The sequence below is a fragment of the Nostoc sp. genome (assembly GCF_036919595.1).
Taxonomy (GTDB): domain Bacteria; phylum Cyanobacteriota; class Cyanobacteriia; order Cyanobacteriales; family Nostocaceae; genus Nostoc.
Genome location: NZ_JBALCO010000005.1, coordinates 78,534 through 105,053, shown reverse-complemented (window position 1 = coordinate 105,053; position 26,520 = coordinate 78,534). Strand labels below are relative to the sequence as shown.

At 40.6% G+C, this 26,520-nt stretch carries 22 protein-coding genes and 1 pseudogene; 6 read left to right on the top strand and 17 right to left on the bottom strand.

The genetic code is table 11. From position 1 onward, the window contains the following. Window positions 1-77: 77 nt before the first annotated feature. From V7K21_RS00550 to menH, 4 genes are all read left to right on the top strand, one after another. Window positions 78-707: a LabA-like NYN domain-containing protein gene (locus tag V7K21_RS00550; protein WP_335113829.1), complete on the top strand. Its 630-nt coding sequence runs from the start codon at window positions 78-80 to the stop codon at window positions 705-707. Beyond that, entirely contained in the window at window positions 707-1,912 is a 1,206-nt protein-coding gene (lptC, locus tag V7K21_RS00545; RefSeq protein WP_335170891.1) for an LPS export ABC transporter periplasmic protein LptC, read from the top strand. Before V7K21_RS00550 ends, lptC begins: the two co-directional genes overlap by 1 nt. A 99-nt stretch (window positions 1,913-2,011) precedes the next feature. Beyond that, window positions 2,012-2,413 carry a metal-sensitive transcriptional regulator gene (locus V7K21_RS00540; RefSeq protein WP_335170890.1) on the top strand — a complete coding sequence of 134 codons (402 nt, stop codon included), beginning with the start codon at window positions 2,012-2,014 and terminating at the stop codon, window positions 2,411-2,413. A 236-nt stretch (window positions 2,414-2,649) separates the two neighbouring features. After that, window positions 2,650-3,468, top strand: coding sequence for a 2-succinyl-6-hydroxy-2,4-cyclohexadiene-1-carboxylate synthase (gene menH, locus V7K21_RS00535; protein WP_335170889.1), 819 nt, complete (start codon window positions 2,650-2,652; stop codon window positions 3,466-3,468). Here the strand turns inward: menH and V7K21_RS00530 are convergent. Together V7K21_RS00530 and V7K21_RS00525 are read right to left on the bottom strand one after the other, a co-directional pair. Continuing rightward, window positions 3,465-4,133 carry a glycoside hydrolase family 24 protein gene (locus V7K21_RS00530; RefSeq protein WP_335170888.1) on the bottom strand — a complete coding sequence of 223 codons (669 nt, stop codon included), beginning with the start codon at window positions 4,131-4,133 and terminating at the stop codon, window positions 3,465-3,467. The two genes, menH and V7K21_RS00530, sit on opposite strands and share 4 nt — an antisense overlap. 1,610 nt (window positions 4,134-5,743) lie before the next feature. Next, window positions 5,744-6,400, bottom strand: a complete 657-nt coding sequence (locus tag V7K21_RS00525) for an NAD(P)H-binding protein (RefSeq protein WP_335170887.1) — start codon at window positions 6,398-6,400, stop codon at window positions 5,744-5,746. Window positions 6,401-6,578: 178 nt separating this feature from the next. Between V7K21_RS00525 and V7K21_RS00520 the strand changes: the two genes are divergently transcribed. Beyond that, on the top strand, window positions 6,579-7,253 hold the full coding sequence (locus V7K21_RS00520) for a DUF1997 domain-containing protein (protein ID WP_335170886.1): 675 nt from the start codon (window positions 6,579-6,581) through the stop codon (window positions 7,251-7,253). 62 nt (window positions 7,254-7,315) lie between these two features. Here the strand turns inward: V7K21_RS00520 and V7K21_RS00515 are convergent, their stop codons facing one another. After that, entirely contained in the window at window positions 7,316-7,786 is a 471-nt protein-coding gene (locus V7K21_RS00515) for a DUF4079 domain-containing protein (RefSeq protein ID WP_273766424.1), read from the bottom strand. A 211-nt stretch (window positions 7,787-7,997) separates the two neighbouring features. On the opposite strand from V7K21_RS00515, the gene V7K21_RS00510 reads away from it, so the two are divergent. Then, a complete protein-coding gene (locus V7K21_RS00510; protein ID WP_335170885.1) occupies window positions 7,998-9,281 on the top strand; it encodes an ankyrin repeat domain-containing protein in 1,284 nt (427 codons plus the stop codon). 793 nt (window positions 9,282-10,074) lie between these two features. Here V7K21_RS00510 and V7K21_RS00505 read toward each other — a convergent pair. The 14 genes and pseudogenes from V7K21_RS00505 to hpsB all read right to left on the bottom strand — a co-directional run bounded on the left by V7K21_RS00505 (window position 10,075) and on the right by hpsB (window position 26,496). Further along, the gene (locus V7K21_RS00505; RefSeq protein ID WP_335170884.1) at window positions 10,075-11,466 is read right to left on the bottom strand and encodes a PP2C family protein-serine/threonine phosphatase; all 1,392 of its coding nucleotides are present in this window, start codon (window positions 11,464-11,466) and stop codon (window positions 10,075-10,077) included. A gap of 1,455 nt (window positions 11,467-12,921) precedes the next feature. Continuing rightward, window positions 12,922-14,574, bottom strand: a complete 1,653-nt coding sequence (gene ftsY / locus V7K21_RS00500; protein WP_335170883.1) for a signal recognition particle-docking protein FtsY — start codon at window positions 14,572-14,574, stop codon at window positions 12,922-12,924. A gap of 325 nt (window positions 14,575-14,899) precedes the next feature. Continuing rightward, complete coding sequence (gene nusB / locus V7K21_RS00495) at window positions 14,900-15,541, bottom strand: transcription antitermination factor NusB (RefSeq protein WP_335170882.1); 642 nt, start codon at window positions 15,539-15,541, stop codon at window positions 14,900-14,902. 119 nt (window positions 15,542-15,660) lie between these two features. Next, complete coding sequence (locus tag V7K21_RS00490) at window positions 15,661-16,425, bottom strand: DUF502 domain-containing protein (protein WP_335170881.1); 765 nt, start codon at window positions 16,423-16,425, stop codon at window positions 15,661-15,663. A gap of 625 nt (window positions 16,426-17,050) precedes the next feature. Next, on the bottom strand, window positions 17,051-17,959 hold the full coding sequence (locus tag V7K21_RS00485) for a glycosyltransferase family 2 protein (protein WP_335170880.1): 909 nt from the start codon (window positions 17,957-17,959) through the stop codon (window positions 17,051-17,053). A 126-nt stretch (window positions 17,960-18,085) separates the two neighbouring features. Beyond that, on the bottom strand, window positions 18,086-18,928 hold the full coding sequence (hpsJ-B, locus tag V7K21_RS00480; RefSeq protein ID WP_335170879.1) for a hormogonium polysaccharide biosynthesis protein HpsJ: 843 nt from the start codon (window positions 18,926-18,928) through the stop codon (window positions 18,086-18,088). A 386-nt stretch (window positions 18,929-19,314) separates the two neighbouring features. Then, window positions 19,315-19,927, bottom strand: a pseudogene (locus V7K21_RS00475) (TIGR04282 family arsenosugar biosynthesis glycosyltransferase). A gap of 31 nt (window positions 19,928-19,958) precedes the next feature. Then, window positions 19,959-20,516, bottom strand: a complete 558-nt coding sequence (locus V7K21_RS00470) for a pilus assembly FimT family protein (protein WP_335134326.1) — start codon at window positions 20,514-20,516, stop codon at window positions 19,959-19,961. Continuing rightward, the gene (locus tag V7K21_RS00465; RefSeq protein ID WP_335134328.1) at window positions 20,494-21,570 is read right to left on the bottom strand and encodes a glycosyltransferase; all 1,077 of its coding nucleotides are present in this window, start codon (window positions 21,568-21,570) and stop codon (window positions 20,494-20,496) included. The genes V7K21_RS00470 and V7K21_RS00465 overlap by 23 nt, the downstream gene beginning before the upstream one ends. Further along, window positions 21,563-22,549 carry a hormogonium polysaccharide biosynthesis glycosyltransferase HpsE gene (gene hpsE / locus V7K21_RS00460; protein ID WP_335170878.1) on the bottom strand — a complete coding sequence of 329 codons (987 nt, stop codon included), beginning with the start codon at window positions 22,547-22,549 and terminating at the stop codon, window positions 21,563-21,565. Before hpsE (V7K21_RS00460) ends, V7K21_RS00465 begins: the two co-directional genes overlap by 8 nt. A gap of 22 nt (window positions 22,550-22,571) precedes the next feature. Then, window positions 22,572-23,546, bottom strand: a complete 975-nt coding sequence (hpsE, locus tag V7K21_RS00455) for a hormogonium polysaccharide biosynthesis glycosyltransferase HpsE (RefSeq protein ID WP_335170877.1) — start codon at window positions 23,544-23,546, stop codon at window positions 22,572-22,574. Between the two features lie 194 nt (window positions 23,547-23,740). Continuing rightward, window positions 23,741-24,424 (bottom strand): type II secretion system protein, encoded by a 684-nt coding sequence (locus V7K21_RS00450; protein ID WP_335170876.1) that lies wholly within the window; start codon window positions 24,422-24,424, stop codon window positions 23,741-23,743. Window positions 24,425-24,461: 37 nt separating this feature from the next. Continuing rightward, on the bottom strand, window positions 24,462-25,472 hold the full coding sequence (gene hpsC / locus V7K21_RS00445) for a hormogonium polysaccharide secretion pseudopilin HpsC (RefSeq protein ID WP_335170875.1): 1,011 nt from the start codon (window positions 25,470-25,472) through the stop codon (window positions 24,462-24,464). A gap of 286 nt (window positions 25,473-25,758) precedes the next feature. Next, window positions 25,759-26,496 (bottom strand): hormogonium polysaccharide secretion pseudopilin HpsB, encoded by a 738-nt coding sequence (gene hpsB, locus V7K21_RS00440; protein ID WP_335170874.1) that lies wholly within the window; start codon window positions 26,494-26,496, stop codon window positions 25,759-25,761. Window positions 26,497-26,520 lie beyond the last annotated feature (24 nt).

The following is a 26,520-nucleotide window of genomic DNA, read 5'->3' as shown; positions in this document are numbered from 1 at the left end:
CATAAGCCACTGTGACTAGCATCTAAAAGTTCGTAAGTATCAAAAATAACAAGGATAAAAATCGAGGTATGAGAACGATGTTGAATAATTTGGAAAACGATTCAATATTTACCCCAGAACAAGTTTTGGAGAATCGGGGCAGGGTCGCCATATTTATTGATGGCTCAAATCTATTTTACGCTGCACTGCAACTAGGGATTGAAATCGATTATACGAAGCTATTGTGTCGATTAACAGGAGGTTCTAGACTCCTGCGTTCTTTTTTCTACACTGGTGTAGACCGAACAAACGAGAAGCAACAGGGGTTTCTGCTGTGGATGCGTCGCAACGGCTATCGAGTCATTGCTAAGGATTTGGTACAGCTACCAGATGGCTCTAAAAAAGCTAACCTGGATGTAGAAATAGCAGTAGACATGATGGCGTTAGTAGATTCTTATGATACCGCAGTTTTAGTCAGCGGTGATGGGGATTTAGCATATGCGGTAAATTCAGTCAGCTATCGCGGCGTGCGGGTAGAAGTGGTAAGCTTGCGTTCAATGACCAGTGACAGCTTAATTAATGTAAGCGATCGCTACATTGATTTAGAAGCCATCAAAGAGGATATTCAAAAAACCCCTCGCCAAAGCTATCCATATCGGCCGTTATCTGGTATAGGCTTTTTGGAAGACCCCAGAACTAGTGAAGGACACCTAGAAATCCAAGAATAATGGCGCATCAATTTCATAAAAGGGGGAGAGAGGGGGTAAGAAAAATTCAAAATTACTCCTCCAATCCCTTCTTGCTGCTTTTTCCTTTGACTTTTTTCTTGGTATTTGGTTTAGTTGCCTGCGGGGGTAAATCCCCCCTAGCTTCTCAACAAAATACTGCGGCTTCATCTAACCAAGATAGCAATTTAACTTTCTTTGATGTCACCCTAGAACAAGCAGATGAAGTGGGAAGACCGATTTGGAAAGTTAAGGCTAAAACCGCAAAATACACCAAAGAAAAACAAATTGGTCAGGCTGAAAGTCCTTATGGTGAACTATATCAAGATGGCAAAGTAGTTTACCAAATTAAGGCAGATGTAGCAGATATTGAACAAGATGGGAAGCAGTTGTTTCTTAAGGGTAAGATATTTGCCATAGATCCTAGTAATGGGATTGTATTGCAAGGTAATGAATTAGAATGGCGTCCCAAAGAAGATTTGTTGATTGTCCGCAAGCAGATTATTGGTAATCATAAACAACTACAAGCAGTGGCGCAGGAAGCGCGAGTTAAAACCCGCGAACAGCGCATGGAATTTTCTGGAGGAGTAGTGGCAAATTCCACTGATCCCCAGATGCAAGTAAGAACTGAGCATTTGATCTGGAATATTAAAGAAGAAAAATTGATTGGCGATCGCCCGTTACAAATTGACCACTACAAAGATAATAAAATTAGCGATCGCGGCAAGGGAAATTCTGCCGAAGTCAACTTAAAAACAAAAATTGCCACTATTCAACAGAATGCTCAATTAGAATTACTAGACCCACCAATGCAAATAGCTAGTAACTCTATGACCTGGAACATGAATGCAGAAACTGTCACCACAAACTCGCCCACGCGAATGTTCCAGCGTGCCGAAAATGTTACAGTGACAGCTAATCAAGGTGAAATGAAAATACCGCAAAAAACCGTTTATTTAACAGGTAAGGTCAACGCCGTTGGTCAGCGTCGCCAGTCTTTAAGATCCAATACACTAACTTGGTATCTAGACAATAAGTTAGTTGAAGCTCAGGGAAATGTGATTTATCGGCAAGTTGACCCCCCGTTAAATTTTGCGGGTGAAACAGCCGTTGGTAATCTGCAAACAGAAAATATTGTTGTCAAAGGTGGGAGTTCTAGCGGTAGAGTAGTAACGGAGATTATTCCTCAGGAAAGAGCGAATCGTTAGTAGTAAAGTTAGGGGGAATGGGGGCTACCCTGACCTATAAATTTTGGGTTTGTCGAGTACTAGGCTAGGATCTTAGTACTACAAGTCTTTTAATAACTCATGAATGGATCAAACCGATTAGGTAAGGAATCCTTGCCAACATCCCAGCAAGCAGAACATTCTCACGATCACAATACAGACCACGAACATACAGATCATGCTCATGGGACTGGAGAGTCGGCTCATTCTCATGTCCATAGCGAAGAGTCTTTACGGCGAATTGTCAATCGATTATCGCGGATAGAAGGACATGTTCGCGGTATTAAGACAATGGTGCAGCAAAGTAGCCCTTGTCCTGATGTTCTACTGCAAATTGCCGCAGTGCGCGGCGCATTGGATCGGGTAGCGCGAATTGTTTTGGATGAACATTTAACTGAGTGTATTGGTAGAGCCGCACAAGAGGGTAATATTGACGTTGAAATTAAACAGTTAAAAGCTGCTTTAGATCGATTTTTACCTTAAAAATGATAAAAATAAAAAATTATAAAGGTTTTTATCCTGGTAAAGTACGTTTTAAAATGACACTTTGGGCGGTTCCAAAGCAGTTACAGGGCGGCAAATAGACCCTCAAATTTGTAGTAAGCGCTTACTAGGAACCTTGTGCATAAGCCATAAAATAATCCGGTGTGCGATCACATTTAATTTATACTGGAGATGAGCGATCGCGCTAACATAATTTATGCCCAACTTCCTAAAATATGATTCTCAAAAATTATCAATTTCATTATTCTTTAATTGGCACTTTAGATAAACCACTAATTCTTTTTTTACATGGCTTTCTGGGTAACATTGATGAATTTGATGAAACTATAAAATTACTATTAGATGAATTTTCCTATTTAACAATTGACCTTCCTGGACACGGAAAAACTCAAGTTATGGGTGGGGATGATTACTATACAATGACAAACACTGCCCATGCCTTAATCAACTTGCTGGATGAGTTAAAGATTGCCAAATGTTTCTTAGTTGGTTATTCAATGGGTGGAAGATTGGCTTTATACCTCACCCTACATTTTCCCGAACGTTTCTTAAAAGTTATACTAGAGTCAGCTTCCCCAGGTTTATCAGCAGAAGTAGAACGATTAGAACGCATTAAACTTGATACACAAATAGGTAGAAAATTAGCAAGAAGTGTTGCTATAATCGATTTTGTTGCTTTTCTATCAAATTGGTATAATCAGACGATTTTTGGTAATCTAAAAAATCATCCAGAATATGATCGCATGGTAGAAAGTCGGTTGCAGAACAATCCACATAAATTAGATAAATCACTGTGCTTTATGGGGACTGGCTGCCAACCATCTTTATGGGAAAAGCTACAAGATAATAAAATATCTATGCTTTTGCTAGTCGGTGAATATGATGAAAAATTTATATCTATTAATACAGAAATGGCTAAACTATGTGAAATTGCCCAGCTAAAAATAATTAGTAATGCTGGACATAATATTCACTTTGAAAATACCTTGGCATTTGTAGAAAATATCAAATATTTTTTATCAGCAGCAAGTTAAAAATTAGGATAACTTGACTGTTTCTTTACTGCCTTGCTAAAAGGAGTTGGAGATGGTGTCAATTTCGGGGCTGTTCGTTGATTAGCTATGGTTAATTCCTCTTGCAACATTTTCTGATAAATCTTAGGCAAAGAGCTACTAACAAAATTAGTTTCTATACCATATCCTAGACTTGTCCAAGTGGGAGAAAGTCGCCGCAAAACATCATTTAACTTTCCCTGACGCAACAGTTGAGAAATATCAGTTCCCCAAACTTTAGAATCACTTAACCAACGGTAAACTACTATATCTTGATATTCTGCTTCAAAACTATAAGTAGTCCAAAACATCATCTGCATCGGCTTTGGGTGATAACGGGGGGCTAAACGATACCAAGTAATGTTGATAATTTGATATCTGCCAGCAGCCGTAGAACAATTACCTGTGTTAGGGCCTGTGACAATTGTGACGCATATTTCAGGATGTCGGCTAAGGTCGTTGACTTGTTGTCCACCATACAACAGCGAATAGGGACGATTGCCGCTGGCTTCACTCGCTGAGATGGTTCGCATTAAAGCGCGGATATACGGATCGCCCTGTTTCATGACCAAAGGCGGCTGTTTAACTGCAAAGATGGGATCAGAAGGCGATCGCAAGTCTCCAATATACCATTGCAACAAATACACAAAGCCAAGAAGCGCAGCTATTGGCCCAATAAGTTTTTCAACACCTTTGAATTCAAAGCCTTTCAGAGTCCGACTCCTTCAAATTCGCTCTCTTTGCTAACAAAAATCATCGACGAACTTATTCCAGTAAAGTTCACACCTGATTGTTAGTTACATGGTATCCGTTATTCCTGAGTGCTGTAAATTAGAACTATATCAACTCATGCCCTATGAGTATGAAGCAGAAGATGCAATGATAATACAGATAAATGAAAAAAAGTTGAACATAAAAAAGAAATATATCAAAACTTATTGAGGAATTTGACGATTATATAACGATTAAATTAGGTGGATTATATGTCTGAACTCACAGATGAACTCGATTATATTTGGGGTTGGTTACAATCTACCAACCTTGATGTTGACTGCTACAATCCGGGCTTGACTCATCAATTGATCAGATTCTCAAGGATTTGCCATTCCAATTATCTGATAAAATCTATGAACTTTATCAATGGCGAAATGGAATAGCCGATAACAATTATTATCCACTGGTCGAATTCTTATTTTCAGAACAATTTCTAAATTATTCATCTATTTCATTCTATCCTTTGCAGGACTAAATTTAAAATTATCATGATTTATGGCAACTTGAACAATCAATTATGATAAATATAAAAAATGGTTTCCTATTGCCTGATTCGAGAATAAAAGAATTCTATATGTAATTGGCGATTTCGATCCATCTCAAATTTATCTTGTCGATTATATTTTTATTGATAATCCATTAAGAGTTTATAAAACTCTTGCAAGCATGATATCTGTGATTGCAGAATGTTATGAGTTGGGTTTATATCAACTTTTTCAGATGAATATGGTGAAGAAGATTTTAGAATACGGATAAATGAAGAAAAGCTAAAACTTGAAAAAGAGATATATCGAAAATATAACTTATAATTAAAGATCATCCTAATCACCGAAAATTTTCTTCTTAATTGGGATAACGAACTCGTATATTTTGATATTGTGACAAAGGCAGTGGAATCGCAATTTATTGTAGGTTAGGTGCAACGAAGCAAAACCCAACTCAACATTAATATTATTTGCCACCAATAATCTAGCGGTTTCCATTCACATGCGGTACAATATTAGATCGCTAAGTGTAAGGACACGGCAGTGCCGTGCCCCTACGGATGTATTTCACGTGAACGAGAAACGCTATACCTTCGCCAATTTATGAGTATTAGCGTAGAAAAACCTGCTTTATACACGCTTTTTTAACTTATGGCAAAAAACTGAGCCAATAAAATCATCCCCCTCAAAATCACACGAGTTATTATTGATGATGAGGCTGAAACTTAAGGTGATCGCTTTTTGCTGATTAAGCAGAAAGAGCAATACCTGCGCTGGAGCGATCGCTCGTCTATCGTGAATAAGTAGGGGTTTAGCAATGCTAAACTCCTACGTTTTGGGTGTGGAATCGAGCGATCGCTTTCGGGAGTGGAATCAAGGGCGGTCGATTTAGATGAGGTCAGCTACTTGACAAAGTGCCGCAGCTACACCCGTCGTAGACATCGCTTTTCCATGAAGATGTGAGCCGATCATTTTGGGAAATAGAATCCAATCGAATATCAGCACTGTTGAAATAGCTCCTTAAAGCTTTTTGAGGCTGCTTCAGGTTTGGCAACAATTTCGACAATTTTATTGCGTGCATCTGCTTCAAACAGTGCCTCAACTGCAACTTGGGCGACTTTTTGCCTGGGGATGCTACCGTCGAACAGTGTATCAACGCTCTGCATCACAATCGCGTCGAGGTTATCTTCATTCTTCAACCCACCAGGTCGCACAATCGTATAAGTAAGACCACTTTTCTGGATATACTCTTCAGCTTGTTTTTTCCACACCAAAATCAGCCAAAACAAGTTTAGCGGATGGAAAAGCTGGGAAGTACACAACGAAGAAACGAAGACAAAATGCTCAATTCCCTTTACCTTAGCAGCATCTACTAAATTTTTACTCCCTTCAAAATCTACCTTATAGGGCCCAGTGGGATCAAAGCTAGGTTTTGCCCCAGTAGCAACCAACAGAACTGTGCTATCTCCCAACCCAGCAGTCAGACTTTCTGGTTGTAACACGTCGCCTACCACTAATTCGACTTCAGGAGACAGAATACCCCTGGCTTTCTCTACATCCCGCACCAAGGCTCGGACGGGAATATTCCGCGCTATTAATTCTTGCACAATCCGACGACCTGTTTCACCCGTTGCCCCTGCTACAAATGCTTTCATGAGAAATGCTATCCTGGGAAACTATTGTGTGCTTGTTCAGTTCTTTATTTTAGTAATTCTATGGAGGTAATGGCAGATTAATGAGGTTTCGGTCAAAATAGGATCTGAATGCGAAATGACCCAGGCGCATGGGGAATTATTAATATAGATCAACGCTAAAATATACAGTAATGCATTTATGCTTTCAACAAAAGGCGAATATAAATCCTGGGAAATAACAGAAACAGTTTTACCTGTAGCGTCCAGCCAACAAGAAGCCGAGGACACATTAACAGAAGCAAATGTAGCGACGCTCACAAAATTTTCCGGTCATTATCAAGATTTTATGGAAATGCCTGCCCCAGTAGAGAAGGTTGCTGAGTATCTCAATGCTCATGCCTCATGGTTTTGTCGTTGCGCTGAACCCATGAAGGTGGAATCACTTGGGAAAAATGGCTATGCTTTAGTAATTGGTCGTTTTGGTGCTTTTGGTTATGAAGTAGAACCGAAAATTGGTTTGGAATTGTTGCCCCCACACGAAAGTATTTACCGCATCCGTACAATCCCCATTCCTGACTACCAACCGCCTGGTTATGACGTAGACTATCGGGCATCTCTACAATTAATAGAAAACGATGCTTCCACTAACATCGGTGAGGTTACCAGAGTTGAATGGGAATTGGATTTAATGGTTGATTTGCACTTTCCCAGGTTTATTCAGCGATTACCCAAGTCTATAATTCAATCTACAGGCGATCGCTTACTTAACCAAATCGTCCGCCAAGTCTCCCGCGGCTTAACTCGCAAAGTTCAGGAAGATTTTCATAAATTTTTGGAAATACCCTTTGCTGCTAATTCTAAGCAAAAGCAGTGATTCAACATTTATTTTTTGTCATTTGTCAAAAATTAGTGACAAATGACAAACTACTACTTAATCTATGCTTGAGTCAGAATTCTTTGGACAATTTGCACGCCAGTAACAGCCTGCCAAGCAAAAAGTCCCAAAAGGATAGAATTCAACAAAATATGAGTTGCACGCGCCCAATTTGCCCCTTTCTGCATATAAGGAGACAAAGCAGCAGAAAATGCAATCAAACTCATCATACCCAGCCCTGCTAGTAGGTGAGATCCGAAAAATAACTTACCATTATTGATATAAGTGACAGCCATTGCAGCGATCGCACCCGCCACCATCAAAGCTAGGAGTATAGACCCGATTTGGTAGTGTCTGACGTTATATCTACCTTTAATCAGTTCTTTCTTTTCTTCCCCTTTAGCATTTCTGGTATGCTGTACTTGCAGCCCCAAGTAGGCAGCATAAATTGAGAGTGCTAATAGTGCCCACATGAGCACCGGATGAATGAAGTTCAGCCAATATTTAATTGATGGAGTAAGTTGCAGACTCATCGTGTTCTCGCCTAATTATTAAATCTTCATAAAAATTAGCATAACTCTAGTTTCTGTGGTTAAAGCTGCACAGAGTAAAAGAGAATAAGAAAAATTCTGTTCTCCCATCTCCCCTACTATTTTGCTTCGCCCTCTTGCCAAAGTGGATAAACAATCTCAGACTGAATTGTTAAGGGTAGACGAACAAAACCCCCTGTGTGGGATCTCATCCATGACTGAAAACAACGATACTTTGCTGCTGAAAGCTGCTAAAAGTGGTGATATTAAGAGGCTATGTGCGCTACTAGGTGCTGGTGCCTTAGTGGACACGTGCGATCGCCAAGGCACGACGGCGTTAATGTTTGCTGCCAATTTAGGCTACACCGAAATTGTGCGATCGCTGCTGTATGCTAAGGCAAATATCAACTTGAAAAGAAAACTCTATGGTTTGACAGCTTTGATGTTGGCAGCTAGTGCTAAACAGTTTGACATTGTGCAGCTTTTACTATCCAAAGGTGCTGATGTAAATGCCACTAATGAAGATGGCAGCACAGCTTTAATGGCAGCAGTACTCAAAGGCCATGTAGATATAGTGCGAGTCTTGTTGGCTGCTGGTGCAAAGGTGAATATCACAGATAAAGATGATGATACTGCCTTGAAACTCGCCGTTAAGCAGGGACAAATAGAAGTTATAGAAGCAATTCTCCAAACTGGTGCCGATGTCAATATCCGAGATGAGGAGGGTGAGACACTCTTAACATTAACAGCAGACTTAGGACATCTGGAGATTGTGGAAGCACTGTTAGCAGCAGGGGCTGATGTGAAGGTGAAAAACGCTAATGGTGGAATTGCCCTATCGGCAGCAGCAGCAGCGGGACACAGTGCGGTAGCAGCAGCTTTATTAGATCGAGGTGCCGAGATTAATCTCCAAGATCAAGATGGTGAAACCGCCCTACACCTTGCCGTTGTGGAAGGCTACATTGATGTCGTACAAGTGTTACTTAACAGGGGTGCAGATGCCCAAATTAGGAACCACCTGGGTGATACACCACTGCTTGTAGCAGCATTGCAGGGACATAGCCAAATTGTCGAGGCACTGCTGCGTTCTGGGGGAGATATTAATGATAAAAATCTTGGTGAACTACCTTTGACGTTGGCTGGATCACAAGGACACACCCAAACAGTGAAAGTGTTGCTAGACTATGGTGCTGATGCCAAGACACCGGGAGATGATGGCAAAACTGCTTTGATCAAGGCAACCGAAGGCAAGCATACAGAGATTATACATTTGCTGTTGGCAAAGGGGGCAGATGTGAATTTTCAAGACTCAGCAAGGGCAACATCTTTGATGTGGGCTGCCTCAGCAGGTTATGACGAAATCGTGCAGGTATTACTCCAAGCTGGGGCAGATGTGAATTTGAAAAACAGTGGTGGTTATACTGCTTTGATGATTGCAGAATTTAATGGTTATAAGAATGTGGTGTGGAGTCTACAAAAAGCTGGGGCGCAAGAATAGCCATCTGAATTCTGAATTTAAAATATTTTTATAAATATCTTGACAAATTATTAAATGAAGGTTATTAACTTAAATACCAAGGAACTTGAAAACAAACAAGTCTAGACCTGAGAAATAAACAAAGCAAAACTCCGTCGTTGCTGTTGTGAACTTGCTACGGCGGAGAAAGGAATAATAAAAACGCCAAAACGGAGCAGGCCAAATGCTTGCGTCACAAGGATAGAAAGAAAGCAAAAATGAAGAAGTAAATTTACCTTTTACTTTTTACCTTGTACATTTTACCTTTTACCTGGTCTCCCCCTCGGCGTTTCCTACTGTGCTAGATGTGCAAAATATATAGTTTTTACTTGAACAAAAAAGTATTCTAAGGATCATTTTTTATGTATTATTCTAAAGGCTAGACACAAACGATTCACTAAAAAAGGTTGATGTGGGGCCATTTGGGCGATCACTACAGAAAGTCAAAGAAAAAATAATTGAAGAAGAATTTACCTATTTAGAATCTAGGAATCAGAATCAAGACGCCAAGGGACTTGCTACCGCTGGCTATCAGTGAGGGATTCAGACACGCAACTACGAAAGTTGGCTACCAAATCATAGATTTGGTGGGGGTGGCAAGAGTAGCCACTGCGTTGGGCGGGGCAATGCCCTTCTCACATTGTCAGAGGCTAGCGCCTGCCGTAAGATGCCCGAACGCAAGAGGTCTCCTGTCTTGAAAAGGGCTGTAGGGAGAAGCAAGTGGCGTCAGGGTGCGCCCTAGTGCGCGTGGGATAGTTTTATTATGGGTAAATGACTATAAAATTTGCAGAACAACTAGTGTCATATCATCAGTGTTTTGCTTATCAGCACCAATGAATTGCTGAACTTGGTCAAATAGGTAATCTACAATCTCCTGTGGGCCGTTGCAGTACTTGCAAGCCGTATTGAAGCCAGTGACAAAGTTGTCTTCATCGAAGCGATCGCCACCAGCGGCAGCGGCATCGGTCAAGCCATCTGTATAGTAAATAATTGTATCCCCAGGCTCCAACTGTGCCTGGGCATCTTCATATTGGCTGTTAGCATCCAAACCGATTAACATTCCTAAAGTATCTAGACGGCTGACAGTTTTCGTGGCTGCGTGCCACCACAAGGGAGGATTATGTGCCGCATTACTATAAGATAAAATTCGGGTATGGGGATTATATTCTGAGTAAAATAGCGTTACAAAACGCTGGGAATTGTCCAAATCTGCATACATAACTCTATTTAAGTTTTGCAGAATTCTTGCTGGGGAATTACCATGTAGCACTTCTCCCCGTAGCATTCCCCGCATCATCGTCATAATCAGCCCAGCGGGGACACCTTTGCCCATAACATCTCCAATAACCAAACCCCAGCGACTAGTTTCCGTGCTGCCTTTGGTCTTGGGCTGAATCTTATTGTGATTGGTAGCAATAAAGTCGTAGTAGTCTCCGCCAACGCGATTGGCAGGTTTACAACGTGCCGCCAGGACAGCACCAGGGATTATGGGGCATTGACGTGGCAGAAGTCGCCGTTGAATTTCTGCGCCAATTTCTAATTCTTGGTCTAGGCGTTCTTTTTTTCTTAGTTCTACAGCTAGTTCATCGTTTTCGATCGCTACTGCTGTTTGGTCTGCTACTAACCTAACTAACTTTTGCCTAGTTTCTGTCCAACTATATTCTGGATCGCGGCTCAAGACATAGAGCCATCCCCGTTCTGTATGCTTCACCAGAATCGCTGTACCAAAGATTTGTACATCTGGCCCCAAATAGCGATGCATCTGGTCTTCCATTATCCCCGTCGCATTTGCTAGAGGGGTAGTATTGGGTATAAGCGTGATTTGACTACTGGCTATTTCTAGCGCTTTGCGGATATTCTTTCGCTGGCGACTATCTTGCCAATGTAACTGCTCTAACCTGACTTGACCATTAGGTTTGTAGAGAAACAGGGCGCTACCATCTGCATCTGTAACTCTTGTTGCCATCAGCGGGATCAGTTCCAAAAACTGATTCAAATTATTGAAACTTCTCAGGGCAAATCCTAAAGAACTTAGCAAATCTTGAATTTTGTTCTGTTCCCGGTGCAACCTTGCCACGAGTTCTTTGAGTGCCACGACTGGTGTGACATCCGTCGCGGTACTACTATTGTTGTCAGTGGGTTGAGAGGGCAGTTGAGACACAGGCACAGGTACTATTGCACTTTATATTGGCAGATTTTAGATTACTTATAAATCTTTTGGCTTTGGCATTGCTAAACCATATTTAGACAAGACTTGTCACTTTAGCAAGAGTATAAAGACGTAACAGGCAACTTTTATGAGTATTTTATTTGCTTATTAGATTTTTGATGGAAAATTAATAATTTAAAATCATGTATTTTTAGTCAAAACCCAACCCGTAAAAATTACTAGTTTGGTGAGAATTAAGAAAGTTTTTCATTTTTTCATAACTTAATTCCCAAAGCATATCTCTAAAGTAATAAAAATACTTTATTCAAAGAATAATTTATAACGTTTTCAGAGTCACTATTTGGGCACAGACAACTAGGAGACTAAAAGTCTTTTTAGTGAAAACCTTTATAAGCGCTAAAATCGAGCTTGGTTTGGGAAAAACAGACTTACAGTCATTCCCAAACCTGAAAATATGTAAATAAGTCTTCAAAATTTGTATCCCATAATTGCCGGAATAATCGCCAATATTGAGCTTTTTAACTTTCAATTTATCGTTTTACAACAAAAATTAAACCCATTGAAACGGGATAAAAGTGAGATAACTTAATCTTTCGAGTCAGCGGTAACAGACTTAAAGCATTAGCCTGTAATTGATTTTAGGTGGGAGTCATTTGGTAAGTGTAAGATATGAATACAAGAGATGACACTAAATCTATAAAAATCTCCTCCAAAAACTTTAAGTCAAAAGCTAGAAAGAGTGTTGTCATTTAACTATCAGAGTTTAAACCTCTCGATTTACTACAAAAAATATTTGTGGATACTTTCGCAAATAATATCTGAGAATGTACCTGGGAGTGTTGAACCAGCTTACTTACACCAATTCGCTTTTTGAGTCCACAGTGGACGATTCTCCGAAGTTCTGATGGTCGGAAGCCGTACTTTTCCTGAGGTCAGCGCTGGGCAAACAGCTGACACTCGTACTCCTACTCTTAAGTAAGTTACGTGCAGCATGCACCTGTTTCGACTCGCTAATGCGGTTGCTTTAAGTCGCCATAGCCAATACCAGTCACTTGCGGAGGAAAACCCTCCCTCAGTGCTGGACTCACCCGCGCTGGCTCTCCAACGCACTACTCATCGCTCACACTGCTGTCCATCCCACAATAGTTGTATTTGTGGGGGTAAGCGTCTCGACTGCCCTTTAAATTGCTGCAACATGCAAATATTACGGGCTTTTATGTGTCGCAAATAAATGCCCGCTGCTACATTTAAAAAGCCCATTCAGGGCATGAAAAAAGGGCAGTAGCTTGAAATTGTAGCAAAAGTCACCCATCTATTGTGACAAACTCATGATTTTAGGACTTGAGCTGTTTCCAGTATTTTGTTTCTAATTAGTTCAAGTGATAATACCAGATCAGTCATCCCTAAATTTATCAGTTTGTCAAGAAAAATTTTTAACCATAAATTTTTCAACTAGCCACTCAAGAGAGCTTCGACAAACTCATAGCTAGAAAAGGGGCGCAGGTCTTCAATTCCTTCGCCAGCACCAATAAAGCGAATGGGTAAACCTAGCTGCTGCACAACGGCAAGGGCAACACCACCTTTAGCGGTGCCGTCCAGTTTGGTTAAGACAACGCCACTTAATTGGGCAGCTTGGGAGAAAACTTCAGCTTGCCGCAGTCCATTTTGACCTAAAGTAGCATCTAAAACCAATAGAGATTCTACTTTGGCATTTGGGGCTTTTTTGGCGATAATTCGCCGGATTTTGCTGAGTTCGTCCATTAAATTTTTCTTGTTTTGCAATCGCCCAGCTGTATCTACCAAAAGTAATTCTGTTTGACGCGCTTGGGCGGCAGCGATCGCATCAAATACAACTGCTGCCGGATCTGTATTTTTCCCAGGATTAGCAATTACTTCTACACCACTTCTACTACCCCAAACCTTGACCTGTTCCACGGCGGCAGCGCGGAAGGTGTCTGCTGCCCCAATCAAGCATTTATAACCAGATTTTTGTCCCAGGTGGGCAATTTTGCCGATGGTAGTGGTTTTACCGGCACCATTTACTCCAGTGATTAACCAAATATTTAAGGTTTCTTTTTCTAGGGTAAAGGTAGTTTTCTGAGATGTTTTGCTCGGTGCATCCAGCATATCCCGGAGGATTTTTTTCAGGTAAGCGATCGCTTCTTCAGGTGCGGTAACTTCTTCTCGAAGTTTTTTCTGTAGGGCATTGATAATAAAATCTGTCGCCTCGACACCCACATCAGCTTGCAGAAGCAATGCCTCAATTTCTGTCACGGCAGCAAGGTTTAGCGGTCCTTGACCAACGATCGCCTTTAGTTGGTTGAGGATGCTACGACGAGTTTTGTCTAAGCCTTGCCGGAGCTTTTTTAGCCAGGTAATTTCTTCAATAGAAACGTCTTCTGGACTTCTACCTTGAGCTGCTAGGACTTTCGCTGACCAGACAAACCCATCATCAAACACCAGTCCAGGAATTTCCTCTTTTGTCTCTGAGGTTGCAGCTACTGGCTGTACTACCTCCGGTTCTGAGATTTCAATGGCGGTGGCTATTAGTTGTTCCAGTTTGGCTTGCCGTTCTGCCGCCGCGCGTTCTAAGAAGGATAAGGTAGCTGGTGCTGTTGGCTGTGTTGCCTCTGGCGTAGCTAGTGGTTCGATGGGCGTTGGTTCAACTTCACTTGCCTTTATTCCTGGGCATTTGACATCTGGCTCTTCAGGAATTGCTGCTACTGAAAAATCTTCTGTACTTTCTTCCTCAGTAGCTGCTTGGATAACTTCTGGCTGTGTAGTGTCTACAGTTGTACTAACAGGTTCCTCAGTTGTTTCTGGTTCAGTGATTTCCGCAATTGCCGTTTCTGCGGTTTCAGGTTGTGCTGAATCAGGTGAGGTTTCTACTACCTCAGTTTGTTGTTTTTGCTGAATATTTTTGTAAGCAGCTTTAGCAAACGCCAACAAATCTGCCGTTGTGTCTAGTGCAGTTTCAGCAGTTGGTGTTGACGTTTCGGCTGGCTCTGGTTGGGGTTCTTGTACAGCAGGAGTTTCTTCCTGTTTCTGATCAGAGGGAGTGTTAGAGGAATCGTTATATTGACGACGGAACCAATTAAAAACCATTGCAGCAGTATTAGTTATATGAGTTATAAGTTATAAGTTATGAGTTTAATTTAACTTTGCACTTTTTCTTGGGGTGAAAACTTCCGGGTTATCCTCACCTTTCAACGCCAGTTTGAGGAGAATCGGTACAACAGAGGATTCCTTCCGTTCGTGCAGCGTCTCCCCTTCTCACATTGTCAGAGGCTAGCGCCTGCCGTAGGATGCCCGAACGCAAGAGCATCTCCTGTCTTGAGAAGGGCTTTAGGGAGGATCTTAGAGGAAGCCGCTTCTGCGGCTACAGACTTTTCTCTACAACAGTATAGGAATTACGAATTACGTAGCGGTACTATGCTGTTTTTTTCTGCTCAGTAACTCGGCGCAAAACACCGTTAATAAACCGATGACCGTCGTCTCCACTGTAGCGTTTGGCTAGCTCCACAGCTTCGTTGATGGCAATACTATCTGGAACTGCTAAGAACTTCATTTCTGCCACAGCGATTTGTAGGATATCCCGGTCAATTTGGGCGAGGCGAGTTACTTGCCAATCTACTAAGGCACTAGAAAGGAGTTCATCTATAATGTGTCGATTTTCATTGACGGTAATCACAAGCTCTTTAGCGTAATTCCGGACTCCCTTATCCTGATTAGCTAACTGAATCAATTCTGGGAAATCAACTGCTGTACCCAACTGATTAATTGCTGTCTGCGTGCAGGCGATCGCCTCTTGAAGCATTGTTCTAGCACTATTGAGGTCGGAGGCCCGAGTTTGGCTACTTAAGATGCGATCATTACTGCGTTGCAGTTCACCTGCGGCATTATCAAGGGTATCTTGCACTTCTGAGGTCAGGGTGCGTACTGCTCCTAGCACTAACTTGGATACTAGTTGATCGTCTGCCAATTTATCTAATTTCTTTGGGTTAACTGGCAATTGGCTAAGGCTTAAAAGCGCTAATTCACGAGCAATTTGCTGGGGTTTACGAGGTTGCATAAAAATGAGACGTGATTGTGCGAGAACTGATGAACTAGGCAGGACAAACTTACAAGCCTATCAATTTTGGCACAGTCCAACAACATTAGGCATTTGCTTGTGACTTTGCCAGATTGATTTTAAGTTTCTTCAACAGGAATAACCTGCTGCTTGATTTGGTCGTGTTTGACTTCCAGTGTGGACTCATTGGGGAAAACCAAGGACGTATTGGGGGCGACAATGCCACCTGATATAACTATTTTAAAGGCGTCTTCAATCGACATGGAGAGGTTCACCACCTCGTCTTCAGGAACGACTGCGTACCATCCGGTAGTCGGATTCGGGGTGGTGGGGATAAAAACACTTAGCACGGGGCGAGACATCTGGGCTTGGATATCACTGCTGATTGCACTAGTAACAAAGGCGATCGCCCAAATTCCTCGGCGGGGATACTCTATCAAAATTACTCGGCGAAACTTGCCATTGGAATCTTTGAGTATTGTTTCTAAAAGCTGCTTCAGGGTTTTATATACCTGTCCCGCTAAAGGAATTGCCTGTAATAACCGCTCACCAAAATCTAGCAACCACCGTCCAGCAATATTGCGAGCCATCAAGCCCATCAATAAGATACTCAGTAGGGGTACAGCCAATCCTACTAATAAATTCAGTAAATTTACTAAAATTGGGTTTAAGCCATCAAAGGGATTCAGCTGCTTGGGAATTTGGATGAGGAAGTTGATTACCCAAGTAGCAATGGTAATTGTCAGCCAGATAGTGGTTGCTAGTGGAATTACTACCAACAAACCAGCAATCAGGTCGTTTTTTAAGTCCTGTTTTAGGCGATCGATTACCAAGCCCCGATTCTCCTGTTTTAAGCTAGAGGAACTTTTTTTATTGGTATCCATACCAGCATATTAGGGACTTCCAGTTAAAAAAACATCCCATCGCAGGGGCACAAGGCCTTGTGCCTCTACAAATGTACAAATAATTTTGGATAATTTATTTTTAGTCCTTAAGTATTACTAATCTACCGCGCTCAATCAAAAGCTGCTCATGATTGTGAAAGGATCACTAGGTAAGCTGAGGAATTATTTTATCTGGTCAGTCACATTTGAGCCGGAGTGGCTTTTATAAAAATATTCTGTTAAAAATATTAATTTATTATGGTGGTTCTCGTTTAGGTGAAACACGCGATAGGAGCGCACAGATAGGCTCCTACTTCTAAATTCTGATTTTGCGATCGCGTACCCGCTTACCGTAGGCGATCGCTGCTTTAAATTGCAGTGCTTAATCCTTCTAAAATTTACACAGAGGAGATCCTCCAACCCCCTTATAAAAGTTAGCTCTTAAGGTTTTCTGTTTTTAAGGAGAGCCAGCTGCGTGGGCGGCGGTCCCACGCCAGTCCTTTAGCGGAGGAACTGCCGCGGCTGGCTCGACTTGAGCAGACTGGCGTCAAGTGGCGTGCGTTATGAGGGATCTAGGTTTCAGGTTTTCAATGCGTAAGTCCTGCTTTGTAATCTCCAATCTTCTTTACACCGCATCAGCCTGTGTAGTTTCAGAATCCGCGCACTGCACTTGTTGTGTACTCTCTTGTGCCAGAATTGCTGTTGCCTCTAAATTAGGTTTTGGTAAATACTTCATTTCCCAAACTTTGAGCAAAATCAGGTATTCGTAGAATGCCTGTAATGTACACCAAGCTAGTCCAGCGCCTCCATCTAAACATCCGCCTAAGATAAAATACATATATACAAAGCGTAGCAACGGTCTGGCGGGTAAACGCAAAGACAAATCTTTTAGGGCACGGCGTTTTTCGATTTCCGATTTGCCAAAAAATAAATCTTGCCAGTTTACCTCTCCTTGTTCTAGTTGATACAATGTTTCTTGAGCTTCGTCTGTAGAATAACGGTTATGTTTTTCAATCCAACGGCTCAAGCCTTTGCTACAAGTGTAATGAGGGTATGTTTCTTTTAAAAAGCTAGTTGCACCCTCACAAACTTCCCGTTCAGTATGACCATAGTCTGTAAACCACACTTTACCGTAGCGGAAGAGGCGCATTTGGTAACGGGGATACTGTGTACTGTAGCGAATCCAACGATTCATGAACATGACACGTTCAGCTACGTAGTAACCGATGTAGTCTGGATTCTGACTTACCTTTTCGCATTCCGCGAAAAGCTCTGGTGTCATGCGCTCATCAGCTTCGAGAATGTAAACCCATTCGTGCTTTGGGGGGATAGACTCTAACATCCAGGTGCGTTGACGTCCGTGGCTTTCAAAAGCGTGTTGAATGACCCGGATGGGATAGCAACTAGCGATTTCCACAGTGCGATCGCTACTGCATGAATCTACAACAATGATGTCATCCGATAGCATCGCCGATTCGATACAAGCAGCAATATCTAGCTCTTCGTTATATGTCAGTATGTAAATTGAGAACATTACCCAGGTTTTATAGCGATTTTACTAATTGATAATTGCCTTTTTATTGTTATTAGCTATTAGGCGCATGGCAGTATGGGCTGTCAACAATTATTCGATAGATCCTACTGCCATACTGATAGTGGATTAGCGGGCGGTAGCTCTAGGTTTAGCACCTTGTAAAGCACCTCTACCTCTTAAGCCTGTCCAGCCGATGATAATGTAACCAATGGACAACAGCAAACTGCTAATCCCAATTCGCAGTCCAGACTTCCAAGCAGTATCTTTAGCTTGTTGCTCTGCTTCGTCTCTGCGCTGGCGAACTTGGCTCAGTTGTTGATTTCGCAGCGTCTGAAGATCTGTTTGTTGTTCGATAGCTTTGTCAAGTACTTGAGGATCTGTTTTAGCCTTCTTGAGTAACTCTTTTATATTTGCGGGAATTTGAGAGCTTTCAAGTGCTTGCTTATATTTTTGCTCATCTTTGAGGATTTCACTAAACTGAGCTTTGGTTTGGTTTCGCAGCTGCTCTAGTTGAGCTTTTCCTTGGTCAGTATTCAGTTGTGCTTGCAATTGCGATAATCGATTGTTCAGTTGATTTTCTGCCTGATCTGCTTCTTGGGTGATGCGGTTGAGTGTTTGAGTCTTAGCTTGATTGACGTTATTGAGGTGCAGGGGAAAAATCAGCAAGAACATCAACCCCAAAATACTTGATAGGATCAGGGCGGGAAATCTTAAATCGATACCTTGGGGGCGATCGGTTGTGGTATCAGCACTATCAATCCAATAGGCAGCAAACAGAAGTCCCAAACCTACTAAAGGAACAATTCCGCGATCAACTAGCGCTGTTGCCAAGTTGATTTGCCATACCCGATCAGTAGGTTGAAAAGGTAACAATAGAATCAAAAAGTCAACGAAAAAGGACAAAATGCAGATTATTCCAACTACCTTAACTGTGAGAGCAGTGCTTACGGAAGCAAAACGGTTAACCATAATTTTTCAAACTTGTGGTGAATACGAGTGATTTTCATATTTCAAGCTACTTAAATATTGTGCCCATGACTGTGACTATTGTGTAGAAATATAAAGCAGATTCAATACTGGTCAAGGCTATCTGCCTCTTGGTTTTCAACTAGACCAGAGTAACATTTGTTATGTACAGTGTCCTCAGGAAATACCTGGTGTTTTAAAATACAAATTTAATGCGGGGCTGGGGAGCAGAATCTCACTGAAGCTAGATTTAGATCCCCGACTTCTTGAAGAAGTCGGGGATGTGAGCAGCAACTTTTGCTTAAGTAAGTACCATTCAGTTCTAGAGTCCGACTCATTTATTACCTTATCTTCCTCATCACCCTCATTTCCCCTGCATGGGCTTGTTCTCAAATCGGCAGATCCTCCGGTCGGTCAACATCAGCTAAAGGCGACAAATTCACATGTGATAAATTAAGTTTCTGGGCAACGTCCACAGTTTTCTGGAATACTTGAGCAGTTCCCTACTTGATGTTAACGAATAACTCCGGGATGGGTTTACGTAAACAAATTAAGTATTATCCACCATTGATTACAGGACTAAATACGAGGTAAAAGGCGTGTAATTTATCGAATGTTATTAGAATCTGGGCATTCACTCCAGGACAATCTGTGCCGATGAGAATTACTTTTTCTGCTTCAGATAGAAAAGCATTTCTAAGCGATCGCGCCATCCGCAAACTGTCGATCCCCTTCACCTTGAGACTGGTAAACTAAATCTAACCGCAGTTAGTCTTGCGTGAGTTGCGAATCGCCACCTGCAAACCACACTTTTACAGATATGGCAATGGATTTTTGCAATTCTTTAACCTGAGATATTGTATGTTCACTCAGCTGACGTTGAAGATTGGCAGCACTAATATATCCTAAAGCAGGTATCAATCAGGTTTTTGTCTTACCTGGTTCTGAATAGCAGGTGAAAATAATCAGGTGTTCTTTTGGGTTTGCTGGAAAGTTCAGCACACAATATTTATTTTAATAAATTAAAAATATCTTAATAGCAATACTTGTTGTCTTTAGCTGTAGCATGATCTTTGCCCATTCGCTTTGCTCCTAAAATCGTAGAAACAATCACACAACGCTTAACTTTACCACCATGTTTACTGGATAGTGTTATCCGTCCTAACGGTGGCTTACTGACATTACCTCTGTAATCAAATAGGATTTGCTTGATGCCATTTGACTCTGGTAGGGTTGTTTCCTCATCATCTAAGTGCACATTGGAATCTAGGTTATTCCAGTTAGCAGCAGATGGGTTCACTGTAGCAGGATGAACCGCCCATTGAACGATACCGTTTTGTTCACGAAAGCTGGCTTGCCAAGTCAATTTTTCCTTAGTAGCTTGCCTTTGGGCTTGGTGCATAGCAAAGTGAACTTTGTTTTGGGCAGTGTTGAGGCTTTGAGTGTCCACAAAAGCTAGCCAGTTGGGTATTTCCAGCGTAGCTAATATACCAATTAATACAACAACTACTAACATCTCTGGTAAGGTAAAACCACTGTTATAGTGCTTATTCAAGAGATTTTTTGCGTTAACTAAAGATCGTAAATGCATCTAAGTATCCATTTTTGTTTTCTAGTCGGTTTTTCGCTACCCAGATGTTGAGCAATGTTTCAGTTTCTTGGCTTCTTACTTCGCGCCGATTAGTAATACTGTAGAGTAAGGTGGGTAAGGTAAAAATTATGATAATTTTCAATAACAATTTTAAGGTGAAATTTATATTCTGAAGTCTTGAAGGGTCGTTAAGAAAATACTTCCACAGAAATCTAGCAGCAGTTAAAGCTTTTTGTTGATTAAACGGCTCTTGTAGGGCTTTGCAGGTCAAGTATTTATATAAATTTGCTAGGCTTATATTCCAACTATGATTAAGTGTCGTTCGCGTAGCGTCTCGTAAAGAAGGTCTTACCTTGTACGCTATCTTAAGCACTTGTAAGCAGGCTTTTTCCTGCCTGACAAGATTGGAAGAAAGTGAATTAGCACTTATGCGATATAAGATTTGTACAGATGGTACACATATAAAATCAAATTTAGAGGCTAATCGCAGCCACATATCCCAATCCTGAGCCGCACTTAGAGATTCGTTAAAGCCACCTAATGTAATTAAAGCTTTTCTACAAATTAAGGGATTGGAACCATTCTCTAAAAAGTTATTTACTAACAAATTTTCATAAACATTTCCATTAACATTAATGCGCTTGCCTGAAAGTAGGAATTTACCATTTGGATTAATATAATCAGCCCAACTGTAAGCAACTTTTGCAGTAACGTCTTCTTGTAAAGCCTTGAACTGAGACTGAAGTTTATCAGGTGTCCAAAGATCATCTGCATCTAAGAAACTAACAAATTCTCCAACTGCAAGATGTAGTCCTCGGTTACGGCTGACGTTGCCGCCAGCGTTGGGATAAGAAAATAATCTTATTCGGGAGTCTTGAATTTGTGTAATAACATCTACAGTTGAGTCTTGTGAACCATCATTTATTATAATTAATTCAAAGTTAGCAAAAGTTTGGTTTAAAACAGATTCAATTGTTTCTTTAATGGTTTTTTCACTATTGTAGGCTGGTATAATTACAGAAATTGCTGTTACATATAAAGTTGAATTACTCATTTTCTATAGTCGTATTTTCTAATATTCTGTCTAACTTCAATTTTAGGGAATAAAAGGGACTTATCATACTAGCCAAGTAAAAATTAATTTCAAAAATTACGATTAAATTACTTTTTAATTGACCTCTATATTTAATAAGATGCTGTAATATCCTGTGTAAATTGCCCAAGATAGTTTTAACCAAAATTATTGGTTTTTGCCAATTTTTAGCATTTATTAAACGTAGCTGGAAAATACACAAGCCACAGCCGCGTGCCAAAGTTAAAAGGTAATTTTTCTCAAGTCGCCAATGTGGTATTTGATGATAAGTATGCATACTAGGGTTATACCAAATTTGCCAGCCTCCATAATGTATATAAAGCAATGCTTCATAGTCATCACCCTGCACAAAAATACCAGGTAGCTTCCCGCTTAAAGTAGATCGTTGTGGTACATTTTCACACCATACTTGTTTCCGAACAACAAGCGCTGCGCCAGGAGGAAGTCTTAAATTAGCTGCATCAAACAAATGTGGATTTGAACCATGTTCTCTGATAGCTAAAAAAGCTTGAATTCTTTCAAAGTTTTCTGGTGGCTTTACTTCAAAATCTCCATGAATCTGTCCACTCCAAGCACCTGCTTGAGGATGCTCTTTGCCAAAATTATAAGATTCTAAAATCCAATTAGATACTAATAAATTATCATCATCTACGAATGCAATAAACTCGCCTCTAGCTTCACTTATAGCCCGCATTCTAGCAAAGGTTATTCCTTGTTTCTTCTCGAAAAAATACCTCAAACAAATATTTTGGCTATAATTTTTTTGATAATGTTCAATTACCTGATTTGTATTATCGTGGCTATTATTATCAATAATAATTATTTCCCAATTTAGCTTTTCTATTCCCGTCTGCTTGAGTAGTAAATCTAAAACTTTAGGTAAACGTTTTGCGCCATTATATGTAGGAATAGCTACGGTAAAATCTACTTTGTCACTCATTGAATTCATGTATTTATTTAATTTAATTTTTAATTTTATCTCTAGTTAAATAGCCGTTTTTCAAAATATAAAAAGGACTAATTAAACTACTTAAAAATAGTTGCATTTCACAAGCTGCAACTAAATCAGTTTTCAATATAGCCCTGTATTTAATTAAGTGAAAAGTTATTTTACGCAGATCATTTATCATATAAGCTAAAAGAGCAACTGGTCTATATACATATTTTACATTTACCATTCTAGTAACATAACGGCTAAGTCCAATACCTCTAAAAAAGGGAATTAAATAGTCCTTTTGCAACCGGAAACTGGGGATTTTGTGATAAATTTCCATTTCTGGGTTATACCAAATTTCCCATCCTACTTTTTGGATGTAAGATAACATTTCTAAGTCTTCACTGGTCAGCATATTGCCTTTAACTCTACCAGTTAAAATAGACTTATCTGGTACACTTTCTAACCAGGCTTTTTTACGAACAACAAGTCCGGCAGAAGGAGGTAGTAATTTTTTGGCTGCTTCATATAATAGTGGGAAATTACCTCGCTCTGTAATTGCCAAGAATGGAGCAATTCGCTGAAAGTTTTCTGGTGGTTTTACTTCCCAGTCAGGGTGAATTTGGCTACCATAAGCTCCCACATTAGGATATTTTTCACCAAAAGCAACAGCTTGGGATACCCAATTTGATACTGGGTAGTTGTCATCATCTAGAAAACCTATGAATCTACCTTTAGCTTCCGCAACTGCCCTTTTTCGGGCATAAGCTGCTCCCTGTCGTGCTTCAAAGCGATACTTTAAAGGGTAAGGACACCGCCAATTTTGTTGATAGGTTTGAACAACTTTAGCTGTGTTATCAGTGCTGTTATTGTCTACAACTATAATTTCCCAAGATAAATTTTCTGTGTGAAGCTGGTTTTGTAGTCGTTCTAGTAGTTCAGGCAAACGACTTTCACCGTTGTAAGTTGGGATAGCTACAGTAATATCAAGGTTCTCAGTCATTTGACAAAAGTTACATTTTGATATTTTGATTATGACGCTTTTTAGATTTCAGCTAATGGCTGATTTCTCAATGCCTCTTAAATAAATTTATCAAACATTAAAACTGCACATGATGTTTCAATTTTGCTATCAATATGCAGTTTTCTGTACAGTATTATTGCGTATTTTTGGATAAATATTGCTACAAAAATTACTTAACCGCATTTATTGTCTTTTGCTGTGAGTATTGAGCCTAAGAGAGTTTTCACAATGACGCATCGCTTGACGCTACTAGCCGATGTAGAATTTGCAGAGCTTGGTACAGCTACCACTATTTTTAACCCAGGTGGCTCTGTACCTGCTGCCACTGTTCCAAAGTTTGGAGTTGGTAAAGTTGGTAAAGCCCCCATATAGTCAAAGGTAATTTTTGTTGGCGTACTTGGAGGAGGGTAGGATACAGGAGAATTAGTGGTAGAATTTGCAGCGTTTTCACTACTGAGATTTGCACCTAGCAGTAATTTATCAGAGCTAACGCCTACATCCGCCCCTAAAGGTTTCCATGTGCTGATTCCAGCAGTGGTACTATAAATAGCAACCTCTACATTTTGAGTTGTGCTATTTTTCCGAAAACTGACACTGTAGCTAAGTTTTTTGTTTTTAGCTTCGCGCTGTGCTGCTTGTAGTGCAGCTAAAACAGCGTCATTAGCCTTATTTACCCCCTGTCGATTTACAAAGCCAAGCCAACCAGGAGCTGCGATCGCTGCTAAAATTCCGATCATTAGCACCACTACAAGCATTTCTATTAAAGTAAAACCAGCATCCTGTTGAGGATGAAATCGCTCCTTGGTGTCTTTATTACACATCATAGTGTGGAATAACTTTAAAGTTAGATTGCCCATAATGCCCCATCATTAGTTGTGCTGTATATTATCAAGTTTATTTACTAAATAAATATCCACGTCCCTGTACGCGGACGCTTGCTGTCGGAAAGTAACTTTGGTTATTTGAAGAGTAATCGAAATTGCTAGTTTGCAACCGAGCTAATGCATTACCTCGTAAAAACACCTGTGCTGTGGTGTTAGCAACATCAACGCAAGTATAAAAGCCCATATAACTACCATAGCTAAGTGTTCCAATGGGGCAAGTAGGAAGTGTTGAACCAATAGAGGTTTGATCGATATAATCAATTAGTACAGAAGCTTGTTGAGTGTAAGCTGTTGAGGCTGTAGCTATCCATGAATTCATTTTTTGAGTTAGACCTGCGGCACTTGCTAGATTCAGGTTAAAACGCTGAAAACCTGCATTGGGGCAGTGGCTGGTGTCAATATATATATCATTGGGATAGCCAGTACAATTCCCAGTAGTACCAGTAGTAGTACCACTAGCAGCCAGAACTCCATCACTAATTTCAAATCTGGCAATACGAGCCGCGTTTGACCAAGTAGAATTACTATCTTTGATTAAATAGTAGGCAACTAGTGAGTAAACAAAAGTGTCATCTGTTGTGTTTGTTGTAGTGCTGTTGGAAAGTGTAATCGCACCTGAGACAAACTTGCGTTTCCAAAACACCAGAATTGGTTGACAAGTAGAAGAATTACATCCAGGAGCGATGTTAGAAGGCGGTATTTGGTCTTTAATTCCTGAGCTTGCTGGGACAGTGTTAGAATTGGTAGTCAGTGCAGTATTATCATATATGTAGACAGCTTGTTGTAAATCATTGGCAATGTAATCAACTGCTGTCTGGATTTCTTGTTCAGAATTTGCCTTGGCTTGCTCCTTCTGATCTGTACTGAGAATATTAACCATGAATCCTAGCAGTGGCGTAAGCACGAGGAATGCCAGTACTAAGGCTACCAAAAGTTCTATCAGGGTAAAACCATTTACTTGCTGAACAAATTTAGAGTGTTTCAGCTGAATGCTGAGAAGAAATTTGAGTACATTCTTCATAACTACGGTTTGCCCCTTATTGATATAAACACATCTAGCCAATAGTGGTCTACAGTTATACTATGTATTCATAAGGTTAACCATTAGGGTTGTTGAATCACCACCATCTTAAAAGTTATATCTTTCAACCCTGACTTTTCACGATATCTCGAAAACCTTTCTCCTCTTAGAAGAGAGGTTTTGAATTTTTCCCCTTCCCTACAAGGGAAGGGGTCTAGGGGGTTAGGTTTCGCGTTAGTTTTTCCACATAACCTGAAAAGTCAGCTTTCAACTTCACTACACAGGATTAATTACAAGTGTTGTTAGTAGTAACAGGAGTGGTGGCAGGAATAGCAAGACGCTGACACAGAGCATTGAAGGAAGTATTTTTAGAACCAATTACAGTGGTCATTTCCACTAATGGGGATTGGGTATTGCCCAAAGTCCCAGTAAAAGTATTTTGTCTTTTATTGTTACTACTGTCGCTAGCATTGACAGTTTTAGTAAAGTCAATATCTGACCGATAAACTCGAATTCCCAAACCGTAACCATCGATTGGTAGACCTGTTGTGGTATTAATTGGGGTACTTCCTGTTCCTATAATTTTTACAGCCTGAATGTAAAATAGGTTACTTGTACAGCTTGGGGCACTAATAGTTAGGTTGTTGTTTCCGTCTTTTGTCACGCAATATAACGATGTTGATGCTGTAGGAACTGCCATATTTGTAGTGGTAAGTAAATTGTCAGCTAAACTCCTGGTTGCATTGGTTGATTGAGGCAATGTAATAGTGATACTGGTATCAGTGTTAGTGGGATCAGGGGTTGTCACTGCTCCGGTTTTCACACCATCAATGAAAGTTCTGGCAGCTTGTGTGGCTAGTTCTACGCGTTTTGATTGGACGCGAGTTGCTGTTGCAATGACGATGGTAGGTGCGATCGCTGCCAGTAAAACAGTAACTACGATTATTGCTACCAGTGACTCGATGATCGTAAAACCAGACTCACCAAATGGTTGACTTACTTGCTGTTGTTTGCGCTTAATCATAGTTACTCACCAGTTTCTAGGAAT